This is a genomic window from Sediminibacillus terrae, from assembly GCF_009602435.1.
Taxonomy (GTDB): domain Bacteria; phylum Bacillota; class Bacilli; order Bacillales; family Amphibacillaceae; genus Sediminibacillus; species Sediminibacillus terrae.
In genome coordinates this window covers 417,013-439,032 of sequence record NZ_VZDQ01000024.1, presented here as the reverse complement: position 1 = coordinate 439,032, position 22,020 = coordinate 417,013, and the positions used below count along the sequence as shown (strand labels likewise).

The window sequence follows — 22,020 nt, the reverse complement described above, 5'->3', positions numbered from 1 at the left end:
AAGCAAACTATTAAACTCCATTATATAATGTCGATATAAACATTGATTGATAAAAATTTTTGGAGGAGAGAATGAATGAAAAATCTTAAAAGAAAGTATGCTTCTATTCCTATCTTTTTTCTTATCTTACTTCTAAGTATTTCCACCATTTCTACCACAGTTGAAAGCGCATCCCTAAATGAACAACAAAATTTAGAAAAGTTCAAAGTTCAAGCTCCCTTGTATAACAACGAAGTTGATTTTAAATCCGAGATTCCCAAAGTAAACAAGGATAGTGGGATTTCTATAGAGAAACCAGATTTTTCGGTAAGTTCGAACTTTGATGTCTCTGGAGATAGGATGAATTTTAATGATTCATTGACAAGTTCTGACCCTGATGACTTTTGGTTTTTTAGCATTCCTAGTGATAGGAGTATCCTTTTCGAAATAGAAACTGAGAACCCGGATTACATTGTAGAACTTTATCAAATCGATTGGGAAACAGGGACTGCATATCCTACATCAATCGGCGGATATGCTAATCAATTAGTTGCAAACAATCAAATAACTTCGGGAGACTGGGCACTCAGAGTATATTCTTCCAATACATTAGAAGATACCTATACGATTAAAATGAATGCAACCAATCCTAACGGAGCAGAAAGTGTGTACTCTACATCAGATTCTCTGTTATATGCTGTGCTTGGCTATCCAAATGGTGACATTTATTCAAATGGTGTATTTGTTGCTGCTATAGGAAGAGAAAACACCCAACTAGATTGGGAGAGAGAGTTTTATTTTGCGTGGGATGGAAATTATAACCAACGTCAGCATAGTATTTCTGATGTTAACATTAAATCTATTTCTGCACCTGTGAGTTATACTGCAAGTTATGCAAGCTCAAATAATGCAATATTGCTCTACTTGGACGAGGGTTCATTATTTACTCACCACGTTTCTTCTTTCCGTTCAGGACCTCCTACACAATATGATAGCTCTTTTGTTGATACTATTGGGAAAACTACCCCACGAAGACTGGACACGGACGACCTAACAAATTGGGGAGATCATATTTTGGTATTTGACTTAAATACAGGTGAGTCAATCGATTTCTTTAGTGTGTTGAACTACTATTATGCAAGTGGAGCAGAGTCTATTCCCACCATAACTTTCTTGAACTAACCTTTATGAATTCTTAGGATGGGGAAATACGAGATTTCTTGCCCACCAAGAAAAAGGTTGTAAAAAAACAGGCTAAAGGAGTGCCATATCATGAAAGTTGGACAAAATATCAGAGGACATGCTGGTGATCGAAGCTTGTCCCAACCCTTCAACACGAATTTTCTAAACAATAGTAATTTGAAATCACCACAAAAAGCAGAGGTGTCTGCTTCCGTAAACGTCCATAAGGAAGAAGCACTCCGCCGGATGATGTCTCCTATTCTGGTTAACCTTTCCAAAAAGGAGGACGGCACGATTTCTTTCGACAAACGGAGTTATAGCCAGGAGGAAGTCTTGGCTATGCGCGAAAGTGATTTGGAAGGCATGGATATAAACTGGGCGTCTTTGGAATTGCGGCTCACCAATCGGAATGCAAGTGCATCGTCCACCGATAACATTGCCAATGATCTCGACTATCTAGCTTCACAGTATGTGCAGTTTTCCCAACGGATAAAACAGAGCTACCCGGGTGAGGAGCAGGCAGACCAGTTTCAAAAGCTTGAAACAATCATCGGTACGCAAATCGAAGAATATGCAGAATCATTTTCAACTATCATTGGGGGCTTCCTCGAAAATAATGGAGTCAGTGGTGAACAAACTGCGTTAAAAGCCAGTGTTTTATCACAATTCCAGCAAAGAAAAGAGCAGTATCAAACGTTTGTGGAGCAGAATGAGAATTTTGCAGGGATCAGGGGAACCGCGGATGAGTGGCTGCTGGCCGATAACCAATTTATGGCGGAACAATTGCGGCATGCATATGCAAAGGAAAACGTCGAGGGACAAGATAAGGAAAACAAAGGGTATGGCATGGAGGACTTAGCCGCGGTCGGCATATTGGCCAAGGAGACACGGAACGTTGGGTATAACTCCCGGCAGCTTGGATACAACAAGCATAAATCGGAAGAAGAGTTCGGCGTCGAACTGGGTTTGACCGCCATGAAGTTTTCATTGCTTACCGATACCTACGATATCAGTGACAGCGTAAAGACAAAGCTCGGAACGGCATTCGATACCTTTATTGACAAGCAAAACCAAAAAGCCGAGGAGTATATAATCAACAGGAGAAATGATCCGTTCACAAGGGATAAGGAATCGTATGCAGTTGGATGGGATAATCGCCTGGTTTCCGAGATCGTCAGCAGCATGGCGGGAAGCTTGGGAGAAAACGACTTCAACGCTGCATTCAAGCAAGTTGTGAACACCGCTATGCAGTCCTATGCCGGTAAAACCCAGGATGAACAAACCGACAGCCTATCCCGTTATCACCCTTACCATAATACATGGAACACCGCCAATTATATCGGTGATTGGAACCGGTTTGTGGAGCGTCTGTCGGGTGGAAATGGACGGGACGATATCAAGGTGTCCAATCATTTATCCTTTTCGACTGTGGATCTTTCCATATAGGTAGAGCATCATGCTTGCCTTGAAGTACACTCCCGCGTTTATAGTAGGTTATATAGTGAAGTGCTGGTAGCAGGCGGGAAGACCGCTTTGCTCTTAAACATTCACTACTAAACGATAGGAAGGAGTGTTGCATCTATGAATATAAATATTGCTCAAAAACCGGTTGGGGCCGGTTTCGATCCTTATGCAACTGCTTCAGAAGTGATAGGAGATATGGACTTGGCAGGAAAAACCGCCATCGTAACGGGTGGATATTCAGGCATTGGGTTGGAAACAACAAAAGTGCTGGCAAAAGCAGGGGCAACCGTGGTAGTACCTGTCCGGAGTCTGGAAAAAGGGGAGGAAGCGCTGAAAGGTCTTCCCAATGTGGAAATAGATACCATGGATTTACTTGATCCAGCCTCTATCGATACATTTGCGGAGAATTTCCTTTCCTCCAAACGTCCATTGGATATACTCATCAACAGTGCGGGGATCATGGCGCCGCCATTAAGACGGGATCAAAGGGGCTATGAATCGCAATTCGCCACCAACCATCTCGGGCATTTTCAACTGACTGCCCGCCTGTGGCCGGCTTTAAAACAAGCGGATGGTGCCAGAGTTGTGGCGGTATCATCGCGTGGCCACCGGTTGGGAAACATTGACTTTGAGGACCCTCACTTTGAGCATCATGCGTATGATAAGTGGAAAGCATATGCACAGTCGAAAACGGCAAACAGTTTATTCGCACTGGAATTGGATGAACGCGGAAAGTCGCACCATGTCCGTGCCTTTTCTGTTCATCCCGGATTGATTCCTACCACCGATTTGGGCAGAGATTTAACTAAAGAGGAGTTTGGACCGAAGCAAATGAAAAACAGCAAAAACGGTTCCGGATCCAAGGAGGAGACGCCGCAATTCCATACCATCGAGCAGGGGGCCGCCACCGTTGTCTGGTGTGCTGTGAGCCCGCAGCTTGATGGACTTGGCGGAGTTTATTGCGAAAACGTCGATATCGCAGAAGTCGTTCCAGAGGATAGTGAGAAAGCCACGGGTGTCCGTCCATGGGCGGTTGATCCCGAAGCGGCGAAACGCCTTTGGAAATTAAGCGAGGAAAATATCGGTGTTCCTTTCCCCGTTTCGTAAAGAAGGAAAAAGCAGCCATCAAGCAGGTACACGAGTTGTCTCCCTGCTTGATGGCTTTAACGTGAAGCCTGTTCCTTCTACATCTGGTCCTAGCGACTAATCCTATAATCGACGGGTTCCAGAGCTTTATCTGTTTGATTGCACGTCTAGCGGTTTTCCTGTTGTTCCAGGATTGTGTGATTTCCTGTGAAAGTGGGTAAGGTACTTAGGAAACGGTGTACACTTTGGAGAGGTTTTACGAAAATCTTTCTATTTCAGAAATGCTTTATTCTTATCCTTAAAAGCATTGCAAATCTCAAAAAGGTGTATTATAATTTAATTGTGAAATGTTTCACAATATGTAGTCGATCTGGTGAAAAATCCAAGGTAAAAATTTTTACATCCATATGTGAATTAATTCACATATGGATAGGGAGGTATGAATGATGAATGTAACACTTGGCAGCAAAGTCGTCTTAATCGGTACAGGAGCGGTTGGGTCCAGTTATGCCTATGCGCTGATGAATCAGGGGATTTGTGATGAACTGGTGCTGGTTGACTTGAATCAAGAAAAAGCGAGAGGCGATGTCATGGATTTGGACCATGGGATTGTCTATGCTCCGAGCTCGGTTCAAATAAGGTTCGGCAATTATCAGGACTGTCACGATGCGGCACTTGTCGTGATATGTGCCGGAGCAGCACAAAAACCGGGAGAAACTAGACTCGATTTAGTAACGAAAAATGTGAAAATCTTCGATTCGATTGTCACCAGTGTAATGGATTCCGGCTTCAACGGTATTTTCCTGGTGGCCACCAATCCTGTTGATATTCTCGCTTATGCCACCAGGAAGTTCTCCGGACTGCCAAAAGAACGGGTGATTGGATCGGGTACGATTTTGGATTCGGCAAGGTTCCGTTATTTACTCGGGGAAGAATTTGAGACAGCTCCGACGAGCGTCCATGGTTATATTATCGGGGAACACGGAGATTCACAGCTTCCGGTTTGGAGTTCGGCGAATATTTCCGGCACACCGATAGCTCCCAAACTGACGGAAGAAAGAAAGCAGGAGATTTCCATCCAGGTGCGGGACGCTGCTTACAAAATCATTGAATCAAAAGGAGCGACTTTTTACGGAATCGCCATGGGATTGGCGAAAATCACGAGGGCCATCCTGAAAAACGAAAATGTCGTCCTCCCGGTTGGCGCCATGTTGGATGGTGAATTCGGACATGAGGATGTCTATATCGGTGTTCCGGCCGTGATCAACCGGACAGGGGTGAAAAAGATCGTCGAGTTATCGCTTGATGAAAAGGAACAAGGCCAGTTTGCCCAATCTGTTAAAACATTAAAAGATATCCAAACAGCATTGTGGAAGAAGTAACGGTCGGGATCTAACTTATAAAAGGGAGCAGTTAACATGTTGGCAGAGAGCTTCAATCCATTTGATAACCTGGTTGTATCAGCACTGGTCGCTGCAATACCGATTCTCTTGTTCTTATTATGTCTGACCGTATTGAAAATGAAGGGGATTTATGCCGCCCTGTTAAATTTGCTGGTGACGTTCTTCATTGCATTGTTCCTTTTCCGGCTTCCTTTGGGGGAATCCCTGGGCAGCGTCATGCAAGGATTGATTCAAGGAGTATGGCCGATCGGTTATATAATCGTCATGGCTGTATGGTTATATAAAGTTGCGGTCAAGTCAGGGAAATTTGAAACACTCCGCGGGAGTATTGTAGGGATATCGAAGGACCAGCGTATCCATTTATTACTGATTGGCTTTTGTTTTAATGCCTTTTTGGAAGGGGCTGCCGGATTTGGCGTTCCAATTGCTATCTGTGCGGTACTGTTGGTTTCGCTTGGCTTCAAGCCGTTGCAGGCCGCTATGCTCTGTTTGATTGCCAATGGGGCATCCGGAGCTTTTGGTGCAATTGGAATCCCGGTGGGAATTATCGACACGTTTGGATTGGAAGGCGGAGTGAATTCGATGGACGTATCGATCATGACGGCTCTGACATTGCCACTCATTAATTTTACGATTCCGTTTTTGCTTATTCTGCTTGTTGATGGGATAAAGGGAGTGAAAGAAATACTACCCGCCATCCTGGTTACTTCAACAACATACACGGTAACCCAGGCGCTTATTACAGTTGTGCTTGGACCGGAGCTGGCAGATATCATTCCTTCTCTACTTGCCATGGGTTTGTTGGCGTTATTTTTAAAAAAGTGGCAACCGAAGAACATTTTTTTACTGAACGGAAAGGAGTGTCAGACGGAGAAGTATTCTGCCGGCGAAGTCATCAAGGCCTGGTCTCCGTTTTACCTATTAACGGCATTCGTGCTGGTGTGGAGTTTGCCGGTTTTTAAAGGGTTGTTTGCAGAGGGGGCAGTGTTTGATTGGGCGGTATGGGGCTTCATCATTCCTGGTTCTTCCATACCTGTTTCGATTGATTTCATGGGGGCGACCGGGACAGCGATATTGTTGGCAGGATTGACGACAGTTGCTTCCACAAGGGCGATTCGTTTTAGCCAGAGTCTACAGCTTCTTGGTAAGACCGTTCGAGAATTTTGGAAACCAATTGTCATGATCTGTGCCATTATCGGCATTGCCAAGCTGATGACCTACGGTGGATTGACAACTGCTTTAGGGGAGGCAGTTGCGACAACAGGAAAGGTCTTTCCGTTACTGTCACCTGTTCTCGGTTGGATCGGCGTCTTCATGACAGGGTCGGTGGTGAACAACAATACACTGTTCGCACCTATTCAGGCTACTGCAGGCAATATCATCGGGACCAATTCTTCCTTGTTGGTTGCCGCCAATACAGCTGGCGGCGTGATAGCTAAGCTTGTCTCTCCGCAATCGATTGCCATCGCAACCGCTGCGGTAGGTAAAACAGGCAGCGAAGCAACCTTAACAAACATGACATTGAAATATAGTTTTGGCCTGTTATTGTTTGTTTGCATTTGGACCTTGGTGATATCTTTATTTTTTTAAAAGGATTGTTAAGGAGTGACTGGTAGACCTGGAATACAAACTGATTTCCTTCGCGCAGTGTGGGTACTTTCGTAAACAAGACCATAGGGCAGTCTTATCAAATTTATCTTTCCGTTCCCTTTTGATTGGGAAAAAGCAGCCATTTCCCTTTAAGTAGACTATGGATCGCTGATAAAGAGCCCCCTTTGTAAAGAGAATCGGTTATGGTTTTGTAGCAACCGGCACATAATAAGGGCAAAGTCGGGTTGCAGGAGGAAATCGGTTTGAAGCATCATCACTTGGTAAAACAAGCTGTTAAGCATCGTCAACAGAAGCAGATAGAAAAAGGCAAGGGCAATCTTCATTGGTGGCAGCTGTCCTTGATCGGGATCGGTTCCATCATCGGAGCGGGATTCTTTCTTGGTACCGGTCTTTCCATCAAAACGGCGGGCCCGTCCATTTTGTTTGGTTATTTAATTGCCGGTCTGACGACATTTTTTGTGTTCAGCGCCCTGGCAGAAATGACGATAAATGATCCGTCGCCAGGCTCTTTCCGCGCATATGCCACGAAAGCGTTTGGCCATGCTGCAGGATTCACTTCCGGCTGGATGTACTGGTTGTCCGGCGTGTTGATTATGTCCAGCGAGATTGTGGCACTGTCGACTTTCACGCAGTTTTGGTTTTCGCATATTCCGTTATGGATTTTTTCTATCATTTACGCAGCGCTCGGCTTTGGTATCAACTTGTTGGGAGTGCAAAATTTCGGGAAAATCGAGTCAATGTTTGCAACCGTCAAAATAGCCACACTGGTTTCGTTCATTGGCTTTGGCGCTTTATTTCTGCTTGGGGCCATTTCCCCGGGGGAGATGGATACAGCCGTTCAGACTGGCATAGGAGGATTTTTTCCCCATGGTCTTGGAGGGCTTTGGGCAGCGATGATTTTTATTTTTTTTTCCTTTGGCGGGATTGCCGTTGTCGGGGTCACGGCATCTGAATTAGACCATAAACGGGATATTTCCAAATCCGGAATCGGATTGATCATCACGTTGGTAACCCTGTATGTCCTTTCCCTTTTCTTTGTTTTATGGATGGTGGACTGGTCTGAGATCAACGAATCGGAAAGTCCGTTTGTCACCGCTTTGTCTGCCTTCCGCATCCCCTACCTAGATTCCATATTCAACATCATTATTATCAGTGCAGCCTTTTCGACTATGGTGGGCGCGTTGTTTTCGATAAGCCGCGTCATGGTTTCCCTTGCCAAGGACGGAGATGCACCATCGAAAGTCAAACAGAAAAACAGCCGGGGTGTAGCGGTTTACGCTTTGTTGATAACTGCAATCGGGCTTGCTGTATCCATTTTATTTTCCTATTTACTGCCGGGTTCGATGTATGAATACGTGACCACTTCTGCCGGAGTGATTTTAATCCTGAATTGGGGCATGATTTTGGCTTCTCATTTGAAGTTGCATCCAACCTATCAAGAAAATCAAGGAACATTCAAAGCTTTTGGCTATCCATATACCTCTTATTTGGGCTTGGTTCTCATCCTGATCGTACTTGCTGGTGCGCTATTCCATGCCGGTGAACGGATAGGCTTGTTCATTAGTGTGGGGCTGATTGTCGTCATTTTTGTTTGCTATAAGGTTTTCCGGAAATCGCCGCAAGATCATGGGGCATAGGCCGAAAATGTGCCCCAACATTCTCGATTTTGGAAGCGGGGATCCGTGGAAAGAAAGTCTATGATAATAGGTGAATGATCCAGGACAGGGTGTATGGAAAAAAATGTATGGTCTGCATAACGGATCGCTTCTAAGGCGAGCGGAAGTTCCCTCCGGAATATCTCGTCCCGCATAGCTGCCGATGACTGTCCGTCGGGCCCGTCGACCTGAACGAACGCTTGGAAGGCTAAGGAGTCATTGCACGTTGACCATTTTCCGATCACTTCATCTCGCAACAATGGGTTGACTTTATCCCAGGCAAAACTCCTCCCGATGGTGACAAAAAGATCTGCAGTAATATCCGAGTGGGTCAGTGTATAATGCCGGGAAATGAAGGGTGCGGTAGGTGTGACGCTACCTCTGAACTCTACGGATACCTTTTCGGGGTTTAATTGGTTCACAGTTTTTCACATCCTTGAATTTCATTGCTTTACCTTATGCAGGGCTGGAAACCTTGGTTCGGAATATTGAATTGCCGAACAGGAGCACCACAACAAATGAGTGGAACAAGGTAAGGAAAGACTGTTTTTAGACTTTGGTTTTCAGGTAAGATATAAATGTGACATAGTTTGAATGCTCCTTCCTCCCCTCCTATATTCGTTGAGTAGGTGTTCGCCGCTGCGGAAATACCCTGCGCTTTCCGCGGGCGGCTGATGAGCTTCCTCGAGCTGACGCTCTGTGGGATCTCACCGAGGCCTTTCCTCCGCTGGAGCCGGACTCCTGTTTAGGAATGCATGTGTGAAACATTTTCTCTTGCATCACTTGATACTGCGTGAAACGTCTTGTCTATCAAAAGGCGTTACTAGGAATACAAGCAGATAGTCCAAGAGAAGGAGAACATACGGAACTCCACATTTTTGTGAAGAGAAAAAACACGTTTCCTGAAAAGCGTTATTAAGAAGTCTGGTTGGATTTCAACGGTATAAGCTTCTCCGCTTGTGATAAACAGTATGCTTCTTGCTTCTTAGCGCAGGTAGCATACGCAGACTCCTGCGGGAAAAGCGCGAGCTGAAGATCCACTTGGTAAAGCGGTTTTCTTTACCAAGTTAGCTGAAGCCGTGCCCGCGGAAAGCGAAGTATGCTATCCAAGCGGTGGTCAACACTTTATTTGGATAGCATTGAAAACCTTCCATTACAGGTATTGTACAGTTTGTATCAAAAGGGAAATGTTAAAAGCACAAAGCCTGCGAAAAGGGCTTAAAGAAAAAAGCCCTGATGCCAACGGGATCAGGGCTTGTATTCACAAGGACTCATGAATGATTTTTTTGTAATAAAGGAAAGAAAGGAACCCGAATATCGAATAAAGCGCCGTGTACAGGCCCATCACGATCAACATCGGTGTCCAAAGTTCATTGCCGAAAAAGAACCAGCCGGATTGAACAGCAAAATAGCTGTGAAGCAGCCCGACAATTAGCGGAATTCCGAAGTTGAATACTTGTTTTCCGCGGATCCCCTTTTCCAAGTCTTTCCGGGTAAAGCCTAACTTGCGCAGAATGGTATAGCTCGGTTTTTCTTCTTCGCTTTCTCCCATTTGCTTGAAGTATAGAATGCAGCCCGAAGTGACCAGGAATGTAAGCCCCAAGAAACCGACAATGAACATGATCAATCCCATGTTTTGTTTTTGGTTCAGCGTAGATTGGTATAGCGAATAGTTCCCGAATTCTTCACTTATCTTCATGCTTTGGAAAATATCATTTGCTTCCTCAACTTTGTTTTCGTCCTTCAAAGTGATGCCGATATAGGTCGATGCTTCCTGCTGTACCTCTGGATTTAGATCCTGCTTCAACTGTTCATATGTTGTACGATCGACGACTGCAGTGGGTAGACCACCTACGGTAAAGTAGTTGGAGATTACTTTTTCCTTGGATAGGCCGGCATAGCGCTGGAGTATTTCTTCGTTTTTTCCGTGAATCGTGACATTGCCCTCTCCATCTAAGTTAATCATTTTTTGAAGAGCGTCATTATACCCGGTAAACAAGGTTTCGTTTTCTGTAAGATTCATCCCTTCCACATCTGTATCGCTTATAACTGGTACAGTCATATTTCCGCCATCTGTATTGAACTCTTCCAAGTTTGCATCCGTAATTTCTGAAATATCGATGTCAGCCGTCAATACTTCTATCTCGGTTTTTTGATAGGCAATACTATGTTCGGCTAAATTTTCTCCGAAGCTTTCGGCAGCCTCCTGGTCAATCAACGAAAAGTCATCAGGCGACATCGTTTCTGCTGTTTTTTCCGCCGAATAATAGGAAATGTACGTCAAGGACAACAAAGCGATCGCCAATGCCGATACGGTGGTAATAATCGTCAACAGCATGGCATTCGATTTCATCCGGAACATGATCGACGATAAGGAGAGTACTTCGTTGATATTCAAATAGCCGCCTTTGTTTTTTCGGATCAAATTTGCTACAAAACGGACGGATCCTTTGTAAAAGAAATAAGTCCCGACAATCACAGAACCGAGAATGAAAAGCATGGCCATATACAAACGGGTAATAGAATTGAAGTCTCCATCAAACAATTTGGAAGAAACATAATAACCTGTCACAATCAATCCAAGGCCTAAAATACCCATCAAAATCTCCCAGATTGATATTTTCTTCACTTTTTCTTCAGTACGAGAAGTGACGTGGAATAAAGAAAGTATGCTCTGCCGCCTGATAAACAGATAATTCATCAGCATGATTAACAAATAGATCGCACTGAACACGATAAGGGTTTGAACAAGTGCTTGCGGTGAAAAATAAAGATTTGCTACGGCTTCGATACCGGTTACTTTGAAGAAAGCCATGGTAATCAGCTTGGAGACTGAAAACCCTACCGCGATGCCGATTGCCAGCGACCCGAAATAAATGATCAGGTTTTCTGCACTGAGAATCCGGAAAATCCGGTTTTTTGTCATCCCGATTAACTGGAACAGCCCGATTTCCTTGCTGCGCCTTTTGATAAATAAGTTGTTGGCGTACAACAGAAACACGGAGACGATTGCCACTAGCAGGACAGATGCTGCACGTACTCCTGCCGCCCCTTTAATTCCTGATTTCGCCTCATCCATTGCCGGATCGTACTGCATGGTGACAAAAGCAAAATAGAGAGCCACGCTGAAAATCAAGGCAAAGACATATAAGTAGTAGTTTTTTAAGTTCTTTTTCAAATTGCGGAAGATCAGTTGATTAATGTTCATATTGAACCCCGCCCAGTACCCCTTGGGTTTTCATGATATCTTTCAGGAAGGTTTGCCTTGTCTGATCCCCTTTGTTCAATTGCGTGTAAATGCTGCCGTCTTTGATGAAAATGACCCGGCTGCTGTAGCTTGCCGCCACCGGATCGTGGGTAACCATGACGATGGTGGCTTTCCGTTTTTCGTTCAAGTCGCTCATTTTCGAAAGTAAGTCGGATGCCGACTTGGAATCGAGTGCGCCGGTCGGTTCATCGGCAAAAATGATGCTTGGTTCATGAATGAAGGCTCGAGCTGCCGATGTACGCTGTTTTTGTCCTCCGGATATCTCGTTTGGATACTTGTGCTGGATGTCGGCAATTCCTAATTCATCAGCTATACGTTGGAATCGTTTGTTGGCTTCCTGCTTGGACACTTTCGATATGGACAACGGTAAAAGGATATTTTCCTTCACCGTCAAGGTGTCGAGTAAATTGTATTCCTGAAAAATAAAACCTAAGTGATGCTTCCTGAACTCTGCCAGTTGCTTGTCTTTCCTGCCGGTGATTTCCTCCCCATTGACCTTGATTGTGCCATGACTGACACGGTCGATGGATGAAAGGACATTGAGCAGCGTGGTTTTTCCGGAACCAGACGCTCCCATGATGGTGACGAACTCTCCGGTTTTGATACTTATGTCGATACCTGTCAAGACTTCTTGTTTGGTGAATTTGTTTCCATAGCTTTTATGGATTTTTGATGCTTCCAATACATTCATTTGTAACCCTCCAAAGTGCGTTGTTAGCTTCATTTTATAATGTCTGATTCCAGGAGTCCTTTCATTCTTCTAACAAAATAGCAAAGGCATGTGACACTTTTGTCACATGCCTCGGATTTTCACGAATTCATCCGGATCAGGGAAAGTCAACGTGAAAGTGGCTCCTGTACCAGGATCGGACTGTACGCGGATGTCTATTTTCAAGATATCCGCTGCCACTTTGGAAAGGTATAATCCCATTCCGGTTGCTGCATTGTCCCGGTGATCCGTCGTAGATGTGAAGCCTTTATCAAAAATGCGGGGAAGATCTTTGGCTTCGATTCCTCTGCCATTATCGGTGATTTGCAGTTGACTTTGTCCGTCTTTCTGGTTGCTTTTGACCACGATTTCGGACGAGACTTCACTGTATTTAATCGCATTGGTCAGGAGTTGGCGGATGATAAAGGAAAGCCATTTTGCATCGCTCAGGACAGTGGAAACAGAGAGGTCGACATCGATGCCGATCCGTTTTTGCATGCACCAGGATCGCAGGGAATTGATTTCATTGAACAAAAGCGGTTCCAGTTCGATTGTTTCCATATAAAGGTCGTTCTCGATAAAAGGAATCCGTTTTTGATGCAGTTGTTGATCCAGCAGTAAATGGATGCGCAGCCATTCGTTTTTCAATTGCGACTTCAATTGTTGCTCCTCTATCCGGTCGATGATCAAATGCATCGTCGTCATCGGGGTTTTTACCTCGTGAATCCACGATAGCAAATCGTCTTTTTCCTGTTCCAACAGTTGTTGATTGGTCGAAGCATCTTTTTTCAATTGTTCGATTGGAATCACGATACTGTCGATGATCAGTCGCTGGAATGGCGATTTTGGTTCAGGCAGGCTGGTTACATCGAGGTCATAATCACGGTCGGCCAGCTCCTGGAAAAACGTCGTTTCCCGTTGATACCGGACGATTAGAAAAATCACAAAGGCGACAAGAGAAAGAAATACATAATAAATGATTGAAGAAAAGCGGATGGCTTCATCCAGATAACCGATCAGCAGAGCCAGCAGCTGTATCAGCAAGTATAGGAGAATCCAGCTTAACCGTTCTCGTAAAAAGGTTCCGATCATCGACTTTCCAGCTCCTTCGCTACATATCCTTGGCCGAATTTTGTTTCGATCAAGTCGCCAAGTCCAAGCTCGCCCAGCCGTTTCCTCAACCTGTTCACGTTAACCGTTAACGTATTGTCGCTGACAAATCGCTGATCGTCCCACAACCGGTTGATCAACTCCTCGCGGTTGACAATTTTGCCTTTTCGCTCGATCAACAGTTTTAAAATATACATTTCATTTTTGGTCAATTCGATTGTTCCCGTCTCGTTGCTGACCCGGTTACGCTCCAAATCGATGGTCGCTCCCGCCCAGGTTTTCAGTTCGTTCCCATCATTACTGTAATTATATACCCTGCGGAGGATCGCCTGGATTTTGGCAATCAACACATCAAAATGAAAAGGTTTTTGGACAAAGTCATCTGCCCCGAGATTCATCGACATTACCATATCTGTCGGGTGGTCACGGGAAGAAAGGAAGATGATCGGCACATTGGAGTGCTCCCGGATCATCCGGCACCAGTGGAATCCGTCGAATTTAGGGAGCTGGATATCGATAATCACCAAGTCAGGCTGAATAGCTGTGAATGTTTCCATCACCCGTTCATAATCATCGATTCCATATACGTCATACGACCATTGCCCGAGCCGGTCTTTGATTTCCTGGTACAAGGCTTCATCATCTTCAATCAACAGGATTTTAAACAACACGCTCACCACGCTTTTTTTATTCTTCTAGCAAAAGTATAGCAAATATAGACATTTTATTCTCTACCTTCCAGACAATTTTAGCCCGAACCAATTAATAGGATTCAGTCCATTTCCTCTGTATGATAGGAGAATTGAATTTTGAGGTTGCGTTAGAGAGAGAAACAAATCGATCCATTATGCCTTCGGTGTTACACCATCTGAAAAGGCAGGGGTTTCCGGTAAGAGAGAAACAGGGCCGTTTAATCATCGAAGAGCCGGCTATGAAGGATTTTCAAGATTTTTGTCAGGACCATATGGATGCTTCCTCCGTTTGGTTTCGCTTGAGAAATCAGGAGTGGCGGCCGCTTTCTGTGCTCGATCAAGTGTGGGAGTCGGAGTGGATTGACGAGGTAATCGACAAGCAGCTATTGACCTGCCACTCCCAGCCAATCGTCACGCCTGAAAGAGCGGTTTATGCCTACTATCCTTTATCAGCGAAAACAGATTGCTTGTTTCAAAGGGAACCGCAATCTGTTTTTTTACGTGGAAAAAGAGAAGAAAATAAAAGGAAGAAAGAGGAAATGGGAGCAAATATCAGCGATTTGTTCTTTATAACGAATAAATGAAGAAATTTGACGTTTTGAATTTTAGAGTTCACCAGTTAGAATGAATTCATCGTTCTTAAAAAAGAACAAAATTGTTCGCTGATAAGAGACGAGCACTCCCATTTTTTAATGGGTTGAAATATAACAAAATCAGAGGAGGAATCATTGTGTATAAAAAAATCAGCACAGCAATCATGTCAGCGGTATTGGGGATCGCTTTAGTAGGAGGAGGGACCTTTGCTTATTTCAGTGACACGACCACTACGGCAAGCACTTTTTCTTCAGGCACCCTGGAACTTAGCGCCAACCCATCCACTATAGTAGAATTGGATAATTTAAAACCGGGGGATTGGACAGAAAAAAGCTTTTTCCTTACCAATGAAGGAACGCTGGATATCAAAAAAGTACTGCTCCATACCGATTATACGGTAACGGATAAAGACGGAAACCCTGTAAGCGAGGAACTCGCCACTCAGTATGCACAAGCACTTAGAGTGGATTTTCTTAAAAATACCGGTGATGGGAACGTTTTTGCTTATCCGGTCATCGTCAGCAGCACATCATTATTTGAATTAAAAGATATGGTATTGGAAAATGCGGCAACGGAACATGAATTATTAGATGGTAATTTCATGGGTTTAATAGACGGTATCGAAGCGGGTAATGGGGAAAATGCAGAGGATAGTCTTTACGTGAAATTCAGGTTCAAAGATAGTGGCGAACCACAAAATGAACTGCAGGGACTGCAATTGGACTTGGAATGGACATTCGAAGCGATGCAAGAAGATGGAGAGGAGCGATAAAAAGTTTATATGAACGAAAGAAAGACAAGCCCCTCAGGCTGGGGCTTGCTTGCGGATTGACGGTTTAACAGCAAAAGGTGCCCAATCATGGGTGCCTTTTGCTGTTTTATCGAGCAAAGAGAATCAGGTCATCGAGAAGATCAACTTTCGGTCCAAGAGGATCAACTCCGTCCGAAAGAAGAGCGAAAACGGAAGAAAGAGGATCAACTCCCCGGAAGAAGATCAACTTACGGTCCAAGAGGATCGACTCCGTCCGAAAGAAGAGCGAAAGCGGAAGAAAGAAGATCGACTCCCCGGAAGAAGATCAACTTTCGGTCCAAGAGGATCGACTCCGCCTGAAAGAAGAGCGGAAACGGGTTAAATAAAATCAATTTATTTCCTGTGCTTCGGAATTTTAAGGTTCACTGGACGGGATATTTATGAAAGCCCTTTACTAAACAAAATAGTAGTTTTTTTCTGAATATTGTATTTACTTTCTCGATAAACATGTTAAGATTGTTGATACTCTACTAGATTTTTCAACAGGAGGATTGGCAATGGTAACCTTTTTTGCAGCATTGATCTTACTTATACTCGGCTATGTTTTCTATGGTAAGTTTGTAGAACGGATTTTTGGAATCGATGATAGAACCGCTACCCCTGCGTACACCAAGCGGGACAATCTGGATTTTGTCCCGATGAGTTGGTGGAAAGGGAACCTTATCCAACTATTGAACATTGCCGGACTCGGTCCGATTTATGGGGCGGTTGCCGGTGCTCTCTATGGGCCTGTGGCATTTATTTGGATTGTAGTCGGGAGTGTATTCGCTGGAGCGGTTCATGATTATTTTTCTGGTATGATGTCGCTTCGCCATAACGGCGCGCAGTTTCCAACATTGGTAGGCCGTTACTTGGGAAAACCTGCGAAAGTGTTTATTAACGGCCTTTCACTGGTATTGATGCTGCTTGTTGCGGCGGCTTTCACAGCTGGACCTGCACAGTTGATTTCACAAATCACGCCGCTCAGCTTTATGGTTGCGCTCGCCATCATCTTTGGTTACTTTTTCTTGGCGACTGTTCTTCCGGTCAACCGGATTATCGGGAGGATTTACCCTTTGCTTGGAGCGATTTTGCTTATCATGGCAGTGGCTGTTGCAATTGGTACCATTGTATCCGGCAAACCGATGCCGAACCTGACGATGGCGAATCTCCATCCAGGAGACCTGCCGGTATGGCCATTGTTGATGGTGACGATATCCTGTGGGGCGATTTCCGGGTTCCATTGCACCCAAAGTCCGATCATTGCTTGTACGATGAAAAAGGAATCGGATGGACGTAAAATCTTTTACGGAGCGATGATCATCGAAGGAGTGATCGCGTTGATTTGGGCAGCCGCCGGCATGACTTTCTTCAACGGAACAGCCGGTCTTTCGGAAGCCCTTGCTGCAGGCGGGCCGTCTGGAGTGGTAAACGAAATCTCAACCTCCTTACTAGGTACAATCGGTGGGATTCTTGCGATTTTCGGTGTCATCATTCTGCCGATTACAACCGGGGATACGGCCCTTCGTTCATCCAGGATGATTGCGACGGACATTTTGTCAAAATTCTATCGAATGGATAACAAGTGGAAGGTGTTGCTTGTCACGATTCCGATTTCGATTCCGGCATTTTTCCTGGCGACAATCGACTACACCTTTTTATGGAGGTACGTAGGCTGGACCAATCAGGTCGTGGCCACGGTGATGCTTTGGACTGGTACCTTGTATTTATTGAAGAATTTCAAGCTGCATTGGATTTGCGGTGTGCCGGCAGTGTTCATGACCGGCGTTGTCTGCACCTACATCTTCTATGCACCAGAAGGCTTGAACCTTGATTACCAGCTGTCCGCCATTATCGGATTTTCGCTCACCTTTGTCGTCATCCTGTGGTATGCCAGCCAGATCATCAAATATCACAGTATCAAGCAGAAAAGCGCCCAATACAACATCGCATAAGGAAAAGCGTCTTCCGGAGACTTACCTGGAAGACGCTTTTTTAAGTCGAATGGAATGCTTACAGACCTTACAGGCCCGAAATCTGCAGTACGAGAATGCATGCCATCCATCCTCCCGTAACGAGGTAATGCTGCCAGTTGTTCTTTCCGAAAAGGAAGTGGCCATTGCCCACTCTCGAAAGGATTACTGCTGCCATTCCGGATATCACCCATTGAATTGGTGCATGCATGATGAACGAGAATATCCCCAACAAGAGAAAGCCCAAATGAGTACATGTAAAGAAGGTCAAAGCGATGATTTGGATTGGCCGCAGCTGGGGATACGGACGGTCATTTCCTGTTCTTAAGAATACAACGACACCCGACAGACTGATTAATGAGAATAAAGTAATCAAAGTACTGCTGATCAACTAAATTCCTCCTTTTCCTATTGATGTAAAGGTAGATTAAACGGTGGGGTCGACCCCACGTCAATAGTTTTGGTGGAAAAGAAAGGAGACTTCTCGATGAGAATTGGAGAATTTGTCAAAGAGATGGAGTCGACCAAGGATACTGTTCGTCATTATGAAAATCTCGAGTTGCTTGAACCCGCATGGAATAATGGCCAGCGGATATATGGATTGCAGCAAAAACGCGATTTTGAGGCAATTCGGGAAATGAAGTCACTCGGACTTTCATTAAAGGATATTCAGACTATCGTAAGGTTGAGGCGGATGAAGGGCTGTGGTTCCGGACATTTAATAAAGGGTGTTTCGGAAAGTTTGATGATACTGCAGGAAAAACTGGAAAAGGAAGAGCAGGCCATAAGGAATAAAAAGCGGATGGTAAAAGAATTGCTGGAAGCTTTAGGATAAAAGCGAGTTGTTTTATCTTTGCGAAGCCATCAACTTCCGGCTAAAGGCTGGTGCAAATGATTCCGTTCCTCTCTCGCCGTGGAATTGAATCGCTCGAATGAACATTGCAATGCGTTTTGCTCCATATTTTCACCTGCTTTTTTCTGGTTCTAAGGGTATCTTTTTCATCATACCATAAATTGGCAGTCCCTCGCATGTCACAGCCAGAGTATAAAGGATTTTCCAGACTTTTGCCGAATGATAGTAGTAAGAATATTTAGGGTATTTTACATAGTCAGTAAAACAGGAGGTGGCCGAATGTCCTGGATGAATCGGGACGGCTTAACCATTCATTACCAGTTGATGGAATCGGAAGACCCGTTCGCCAATGAAACGCTGGTTCTTATTCATGGAATCGGATTGGATATGTACTCATGGGATTTTATCATTCCTTATTTTCGCAAGCATTACCATATTCTGCGTTATGATCTGCGTGGGCACGGGGAAAGTGGTACAGGCAGTGAGAAGAGAACCATTGATTTACTGACTGAGGATCTTATCTTCTTGATGAAGGAACTAGCAATAGAGGCTTATCATTTGATCGGACAGGGGCTGGGTGGATTTATCGGCATTAAAATAGCGGGGCAGCGGCCCGGACAATTGAAGACAGTGGTATTGTTCAGTGTACCCATCCATTATCCGAAACAGATGGGGGACAAGGTGGTCACCCAGAGGAAGCATATGGTTGACGGGAAGGACAATATGCTGGCGATGGCAAAAGAAATTGTCGACAAAGCTTGTTATATACCCACAGAGGCAAAAACTTCCACACTGCTGAATGCGTACAAAAAGGTATCCCCGACGGTCTATTTTGAATTGTTCCATACGGGTTTTGGACCGGAGGGTGTTGAAAATCTACGCAGGATAAGGGTTCCTATTCTGATTTTGTCCGGTTCAGAGGATATCATATTTCCTCCCGAACTATCCAGTGCCATCCTGAATTTTAACCCGAACGCAAGGTGTTATACCGTTCCCGAGGCGGCATTCATGATTCAAATGGATCAGCCGAAACTGGTTGCCGACTGGATCGACGGTTTCATAAAGAAACACCGGAATCCCGCTGCTTCCATAAGTTTGCTGGATTATGACTACCAAAAGCACCTGACGTCGGAATTGTATTCCGAAATAAGAGGGTTGATGCAGCAGGAATTGGATTCATCCGGACAGGATAACATCCTGCTGGTAAATGTTATCCATGGCTTTTCCGTTTATTTGAATGGAAACCGATTATTTGAAGGCTGGGGGAAACGAAAGGCGAAACAGCTCTTAATCTATTTAAGCATTCAACAATCAGCAACCAGAGAGGAGCTTTGTGATATATTCTGGCCTGAAGCGGATTTGGTCAATGCCAGGAACCGGCTGCGTGTGGCATTGCATCATTTGAAACAGTTGTTGGAGAAAAACGGTTTTGCCAATGAGAATCCAATATTGATCACGGACAGGGAACATGTTTTTCTCCAGGCAAAAGTAAAATCAGATCTTCAGAGTCTCCTCGATGCAATTCGCCTGGCCAATCGTTTGAAAGGCAATGAAGAGAAAGCAGCGAGGTTTAAACAGCTGCTGTCTGAACAGAGTGAAAACATGATGCCCGGATTATACGAAGACTGGTTTATTGAAATGCGCAGATGGATCGAGAAGCAGTGGGCGGAGATGGCTCTGTTTTTGGCGGATTGGTTTGAGGAAGCAAAGGATTATAAATCAGCCGCTATCTATCTGGAATTATACTGTACAGCCTATGGCGAGGACGAGGAACTGAATGACCGGCTGCTGTATTTGAAGGAACATCGGAATTCTTATAAAAGAAACTAAAATGAGGGTGATCCATAAAAACTGCCGCTGAAGGTAGTTTTTTGTCCCTGGTGGGAGGATATTTCCGTTATCATTAAAAATTCTTTGTCTTTTTTCAAATCAAGCAGCTTTTTTAAAGGGTTATGTAATGAAGGTGTAATGAGCCATCAAGTAAAATGGGGGGAAGAAAAAATCGATAGTCAGGGTTCTCATTCGTGCTTCTTGCCGGAAAAACTCAGATAAGGGCAAACCTATTGAAAAATAGGGACGCAAAGCCACAGGTCTTCTATTGGAAACAATAATGACGGCTGGGCCGCCTGAAATACATCTGTATTTTAGGAGGGAATTATTGTGGACGTTTATGAAAAGCTTGATCAGGAATGGGTGGATTTGATGGTGGAAGCGAAGGATCTGGGAATCGGGATAGAGGAGTTGCAGGAGTTTTTACAGAACCATGGTCAGTTTAAGCGGAGTGTCACGTACTATGCGTTGATTTCCAAACAGGAGCAAAGCAAGGTGAAACAAACCGGAGAGTCCTGATAACTTAGTGCTGAATACGTCCGTTCAAAAGGAACGTAAAATCCGGCTATCACGCTAGATAACAAATAAACGCTTGGATATAAGAATGTATCCAAGCGTTTTATCTTGCTTTCTCAACCGAAGCCAATCGAAATTATTAAGCTGTTGGAGAAAGGATTTGTTTTTGCTCTAATTGTGCTTTGGCTGCCTCATCGGCAGGCTTGTAGCCTTTCTCGATAAGCTCTTTTATGTAGATTTTGTTATAGACAAAGGAAAAAACTACCCCGCTTATCCAAGCCCCAATACCTAATGTGAAAGAACCAAGAATGGCTTCAATTATGAACATAATCGCCGCCCATTTTAAATCCCCGCGGAATAAGGCCGGGAAAAATCCAAAAAAGAAAGTAGTCCAGCTAAACCCAACTTTTACTACTTTTGTTAAACCCGCTTCATTTTGCAGTGTTACTTTCATTCCAACTCCTCCTTTTGATTTTTTGAAAAATAGAGTAAGAATGAGAAAAACCAAATATGAAAAAAGAACTATAATTCCGACAAATCATACTCTATTTTTTCTAATAATACTACAAAATACCTATTCTGTTAACAATTATTTTCGACAGAAAGCTGTTTTTTTCACCAAAATGCCAATGGAGAATGTCTCGGCAGTATAAATGTTTTCAAAGTTTCGTGAACAAGTACCCAGGTTTGCACGAATTGTCAAAGCCCACTCGCTTGCAGCTTAATGCTCAGCCAATTTAATAATGATTTATTCATTTAAATAACAAAGGAAGGACATAAAAAAAGGACAGGCCTGATAAACATCAAGCCTGTCTTTGTTTTACCTATTCAATACGCTTTCTTCCAAAACCTCTGATTTGTCTCCATACACCTTGGTGATATGCTGATCACCCCAAGCACACAGTGCGTCCAGAATCCCTTCCAGACTTTTGCCATAGTCACTCAACTCATATTCCACTTTCGGCGGCACCTGGTTGTAAATAATCCGGTTGATCACACCGTCCTCTTCTAATTCGCGGAGCTGTTGTGTCAGCATTTTTTGCGTGATATTGGGCATCAAACGCTTTAGCTCGCTTGTCCGTTTCTTCCCATGGGTGAGATGGCAGAGAATCACGCATTTCCATTTGCCTCCGATTACTTCCAATGTTGCTTCGACTGATATATTATACTTCTTCTTTTTCATTGCATTTTCTCCTCCTATAGGAACTAAATAGTACCTACATCACTTTTTGGTTCCTATATCACTTTGAAGTACGTACTTCCTATATGTGTATCTGTGTATCATAATAACATTTGCCGGCAGCG

The 22,020-nt window shown here is 44.2% G+C and carries 20 protein-coding genes and 1 riboswitch; of the genes, 12 read left to right on the top strand and 8 right to left on the bottom strand.

Annotation, left to right across the window (positions count from 1 at the left end; all coding sequences use genetic code 11):
• The first annotated feature begins 75 nt into the window (after window positions 1–75).
• From F6X55_RS13235 to F6X55_RS13210, 6 genes are all read left to right on the top strand, one after another.
• Window positions 76–1,161 carry a hypothetical protein gene (locus F6X55_RS13235; RefSeq protein ID WP_153463941.1) on the top strand — a complete coding sequence of 362 codons (1,086 nt, stop codon included), beginning with the start codon at window positions 76–78 and terminating at the stop codon, window positions 1,159–1,161.
• 90 nt (window positions 1,162–1,251) lie between these two features.
• Window positions 1,252–2,607 carry a hypothetical protein gene (locus F6X55_RS13230; RefSeq protein ID WP_153463938.1) on the top strand — a complete coding sequence of 452 codons (1,356 nt, stop codon included), beginning with the start codon at window positions 1,252–1,254 and terminating at the stop codon, window positions 2,605–2,607.
• A 135-nt stretch (window positions 2,608–2,742) separates the two neighbouring features.
• Window positions 2,743–3,732 carry an oxidoreductase gene (locus tag F6X55_RS13225; protein WP_153463935.1) on the top strand — a complete coding sequence of 330 codons (990 nt, stop codon included), beginning with the start codon at window positions 2,743–2,745 and terminating at the stop codon, window positions 3,730–3,732.
• A 425-nt stretch (window positions 3,733–4,157) separates the two neighbouring features.
• Window positions 4,158–5,093, top strand: a complete 936-nt coding sequence (locus F6X55_RS13220; protein WP_153463932.1) for an L-lactate dehydrogenase — start codon at window positions 4,158–4,160, stop codon at window positions 5,091–5,093.
• A gap of 36 nt (window positions 5,094–5,129) precedes the next feature.
• Window positions 5,130–6,704, top strand: a complete 1,575-nt coding sequence (locus F6X55_RS13215) for an L-lactate permease (RefSeq protein WP_153463929.1) — start codon at window positions 5,130–5,132, stop codon at window positions 6,702–6,704.
• A gap of 263 nt (window positions 6,705–6,967) precedes the next feature.
• Window positions 6,968–8,362, top strand: coding sequence for an amino acid permease (locus F6X55_RS13210; RefSeq protein ID WP_153463926.1), 1,395 nt, complete (start codon window positions 6,968–6,970; stop codon window positions 8,360–8,362).
• On the opposite strand, the gene F6X55_RS13205 is transcribed toward F6X55_RS13210, so the two are convergent.
• The 5 genes from F6X55_RS13205 to F6X55_RS13185 form a co-directional block, all read right to left on the bottom strand.
• On the bottom strand, window positions 8,350–8,802 hold the full coding sequence (locus F6X55_RS13205; RefSeq protein WP_153463922.1) for a staygreen family protein: 453 nt from the start codon (window positions 8,800–8,802) through the stop codon (window positions 8,350–8,352). The genes F6X55_RS13210 and F6X55_RS13205 overlap by 13 nt on opposite strands.
• A gap of 839 nt (window positions 8,803–9,641) precedes the next feature.
• Window positions 9,642–11,588, bottom strand: a complete 1,947-nt coding sequence (locus F6X55_RS13200; RefSeq protein WP_153463919.1) for an ABC transporter permease — start codon at window positions 11,586–11,588, stop codon at window positions 9,642–9,644.
• Window positions 11,578–12,339 carry an ABC transporter ATP-binding protein gene (locus F6X55_RS13195; RefSeq protein WP_026568817.1) on the bottom strand — a complete coding sequence of 254 codons (762 nt, stop codon included), beginning with the start codon at window positions 12,337–12,339 and terminating at the stop codon, window positions 11,578–11,580. Before F6X55_RS13195 ends, F6X55_RS13200 begins: the two co-directional genes overlap by 11 nt.
• A gap of 102 nt (window positions 12,340–12,441) precedes the next feature.
• On the bottom strand, window positions 12,442–13,449 hold the full coding sequence (locus F6X55_RS13190; RefSeq protein WP_153463916.1) for a sensor histidine kinase: 1,008 nt from the start codon (window positions 13,447–13,449) through the stop codon (window positions 12,442–12,444).
• Window positions 13,446–14,135, bottom strand: coding sequence for a response regulator transcription factor (locus F6X55_RS13185; protein ID WP_026568815.1), 690 nt, complete (start codon window positions 14,133–14,135; stop codon window positions 13,446–13,448). The genes F6X55_RS13190 and F6X55_RS13185 overlap by 4 nt, the downstream gene beginning before the upstream one ends.
• 134 nt (window positions 14,136–14,269) lie before the next feature.
• Here F6X55_RS13185 and F6X55_RS13180 point away from each other — a divergent pair, with 134 nt between their 5' ends.
• The 3 genes from F6X55_RS13180 (at window position 14,270) to F6X55_RS13170 (ending at window position 17,498) form a co-directional block, all read left to right on the top strand.
• The gene (locus F6X55_RS13180) at window positions 14,270–14,743 is read left to right on the top strand and encodes a hypothetical protein (RefSeq protein WP_153463913.1); all 474 of its coding nucleotides are present in this window, start codon (window positions 14,270–14,272) and stop codon (window positions 14,741–14,743) included.
• Between the two features lie 146 nt (window positions 14,744–14,889).
• Complete coding sequence (locus F6X55_RS13175; protein WP_237648665.1) at window positions 14,890–15,525, top strand: TasA family protein; 636 nt, start codon at window positions 14,890–14,892, stop codon at window positions 15,523–15,525.
• A gap of 536 nt (window positions 15,526–16,061) precedes the next feature.
• Window positions 16,062–17,498, top strand: a complete 1,437-nt coding sequence (locus F6X55_RS13170) for a carbon starvation CstA family protein (protein WP_026568812.1) — start codon at window positions 16,062–16,064, stop codon at window positions 17,496–17,498.
• Between the two features lie 67 nt (window positions 17,499–17,565).
• Here the strand turns inward: F6X55_RS13170 and F6X55_RS13165 are convergent, their stop codons facing one another.
• A complete protein-coding gene (locus F6X55_RS13165) occupies window positions 17,566–17,907 on the bottom strand; it encodes a hypothetical protein (RefSeq protein WP_153463910.1) in 342 nt (113 codons plus the stop codon).
• 96 nt (window positions 17,908–18,003) lie between these two features.
• Here F6X55_RS13165 and F6X55_RS13160 point away from each other — a divergent pair, with 96 nt between their 5' ends.
• The 3 genes from F6X55_RS13160 (at window position 18,004) to F6X55_RS20420 (ending at window position 20,718) form a co-directional block, all read left to right on the top strand.
• Window positions 18,004–18,351, top strand: a complete 348-nt coding sequence (locus tag F6X55_RS13160; protein ID WP_026568810.1) for a MerR family transcriptional regulator — start codon at window positions 18,004–18,006, stop codon at window positions 18,349–18,351.
• Window positions 18,352–18,648: 297 nt separating this feature from the next.
• Entirely contained in the window at window positions 18,649–20,199 is a 1,551-nt protein-coding gene (locus tag F6X55_RS13155; protein ID WP_161993084.1) for an alpha/beta hydrolase, read from the top strand.
• Between the two features lie 213 nt (window positions 20,200–20,412).
• Window positions 20,413–20,499: riboswitch (cyclic di-GMP riboswitch) on the top strand.
• A 30-nt stretch (window positions 20,500–20,529) separates the two neighbouring features.
• Window positions 20,530–20,718 carry an anti-repressor SinI family protein gene (locus F6X55_RS20420; RefSeq protein WP_037329282.1) on the top strand — a complete coding sequence of 63 codons (189 nt, stop codon included), beginning with the start codon at window positions 20,530–20,532 and terminating at the stop codon, window positions 20,716–20,718.
• A gap of 136 nt (window positions 20,719–20,854) precedes the next feature.
• Here F6X55_RS20420 and F6X55_RS13145 read toward each other — a convergent pair whose 3' ends face one another.
• Both F6X55_RS13145 and F6X55_RS13140 read right to left on the bottom strand, forming a co-directional pair.
• Window positions 20,855–21,169, bottom strand: a complete 315-nt coding sequence (locus F6X55_RS13145; protein WP_026568808.1) for a hypothetical protein — start codon at window positions 21,167–21,169, stop codon at window positions 20,855–20,857.
• A gap of 366 nt (window positions 21,170–21,535) precedes the next feature.
• Complete coding sequence (locus F6X55_RS13140) at window positions 21,536–21,898, bottom strand: winged helix-turn-helix transcriptional regulator (RefSeq protein ID WP_026772011.1); 363 nt, start codon at window positions 21,896–21,898, stop codon at window positions 21,536–21,538.
• Window positions 21,899–22,020: the final 122 nt, after the last annotated feature.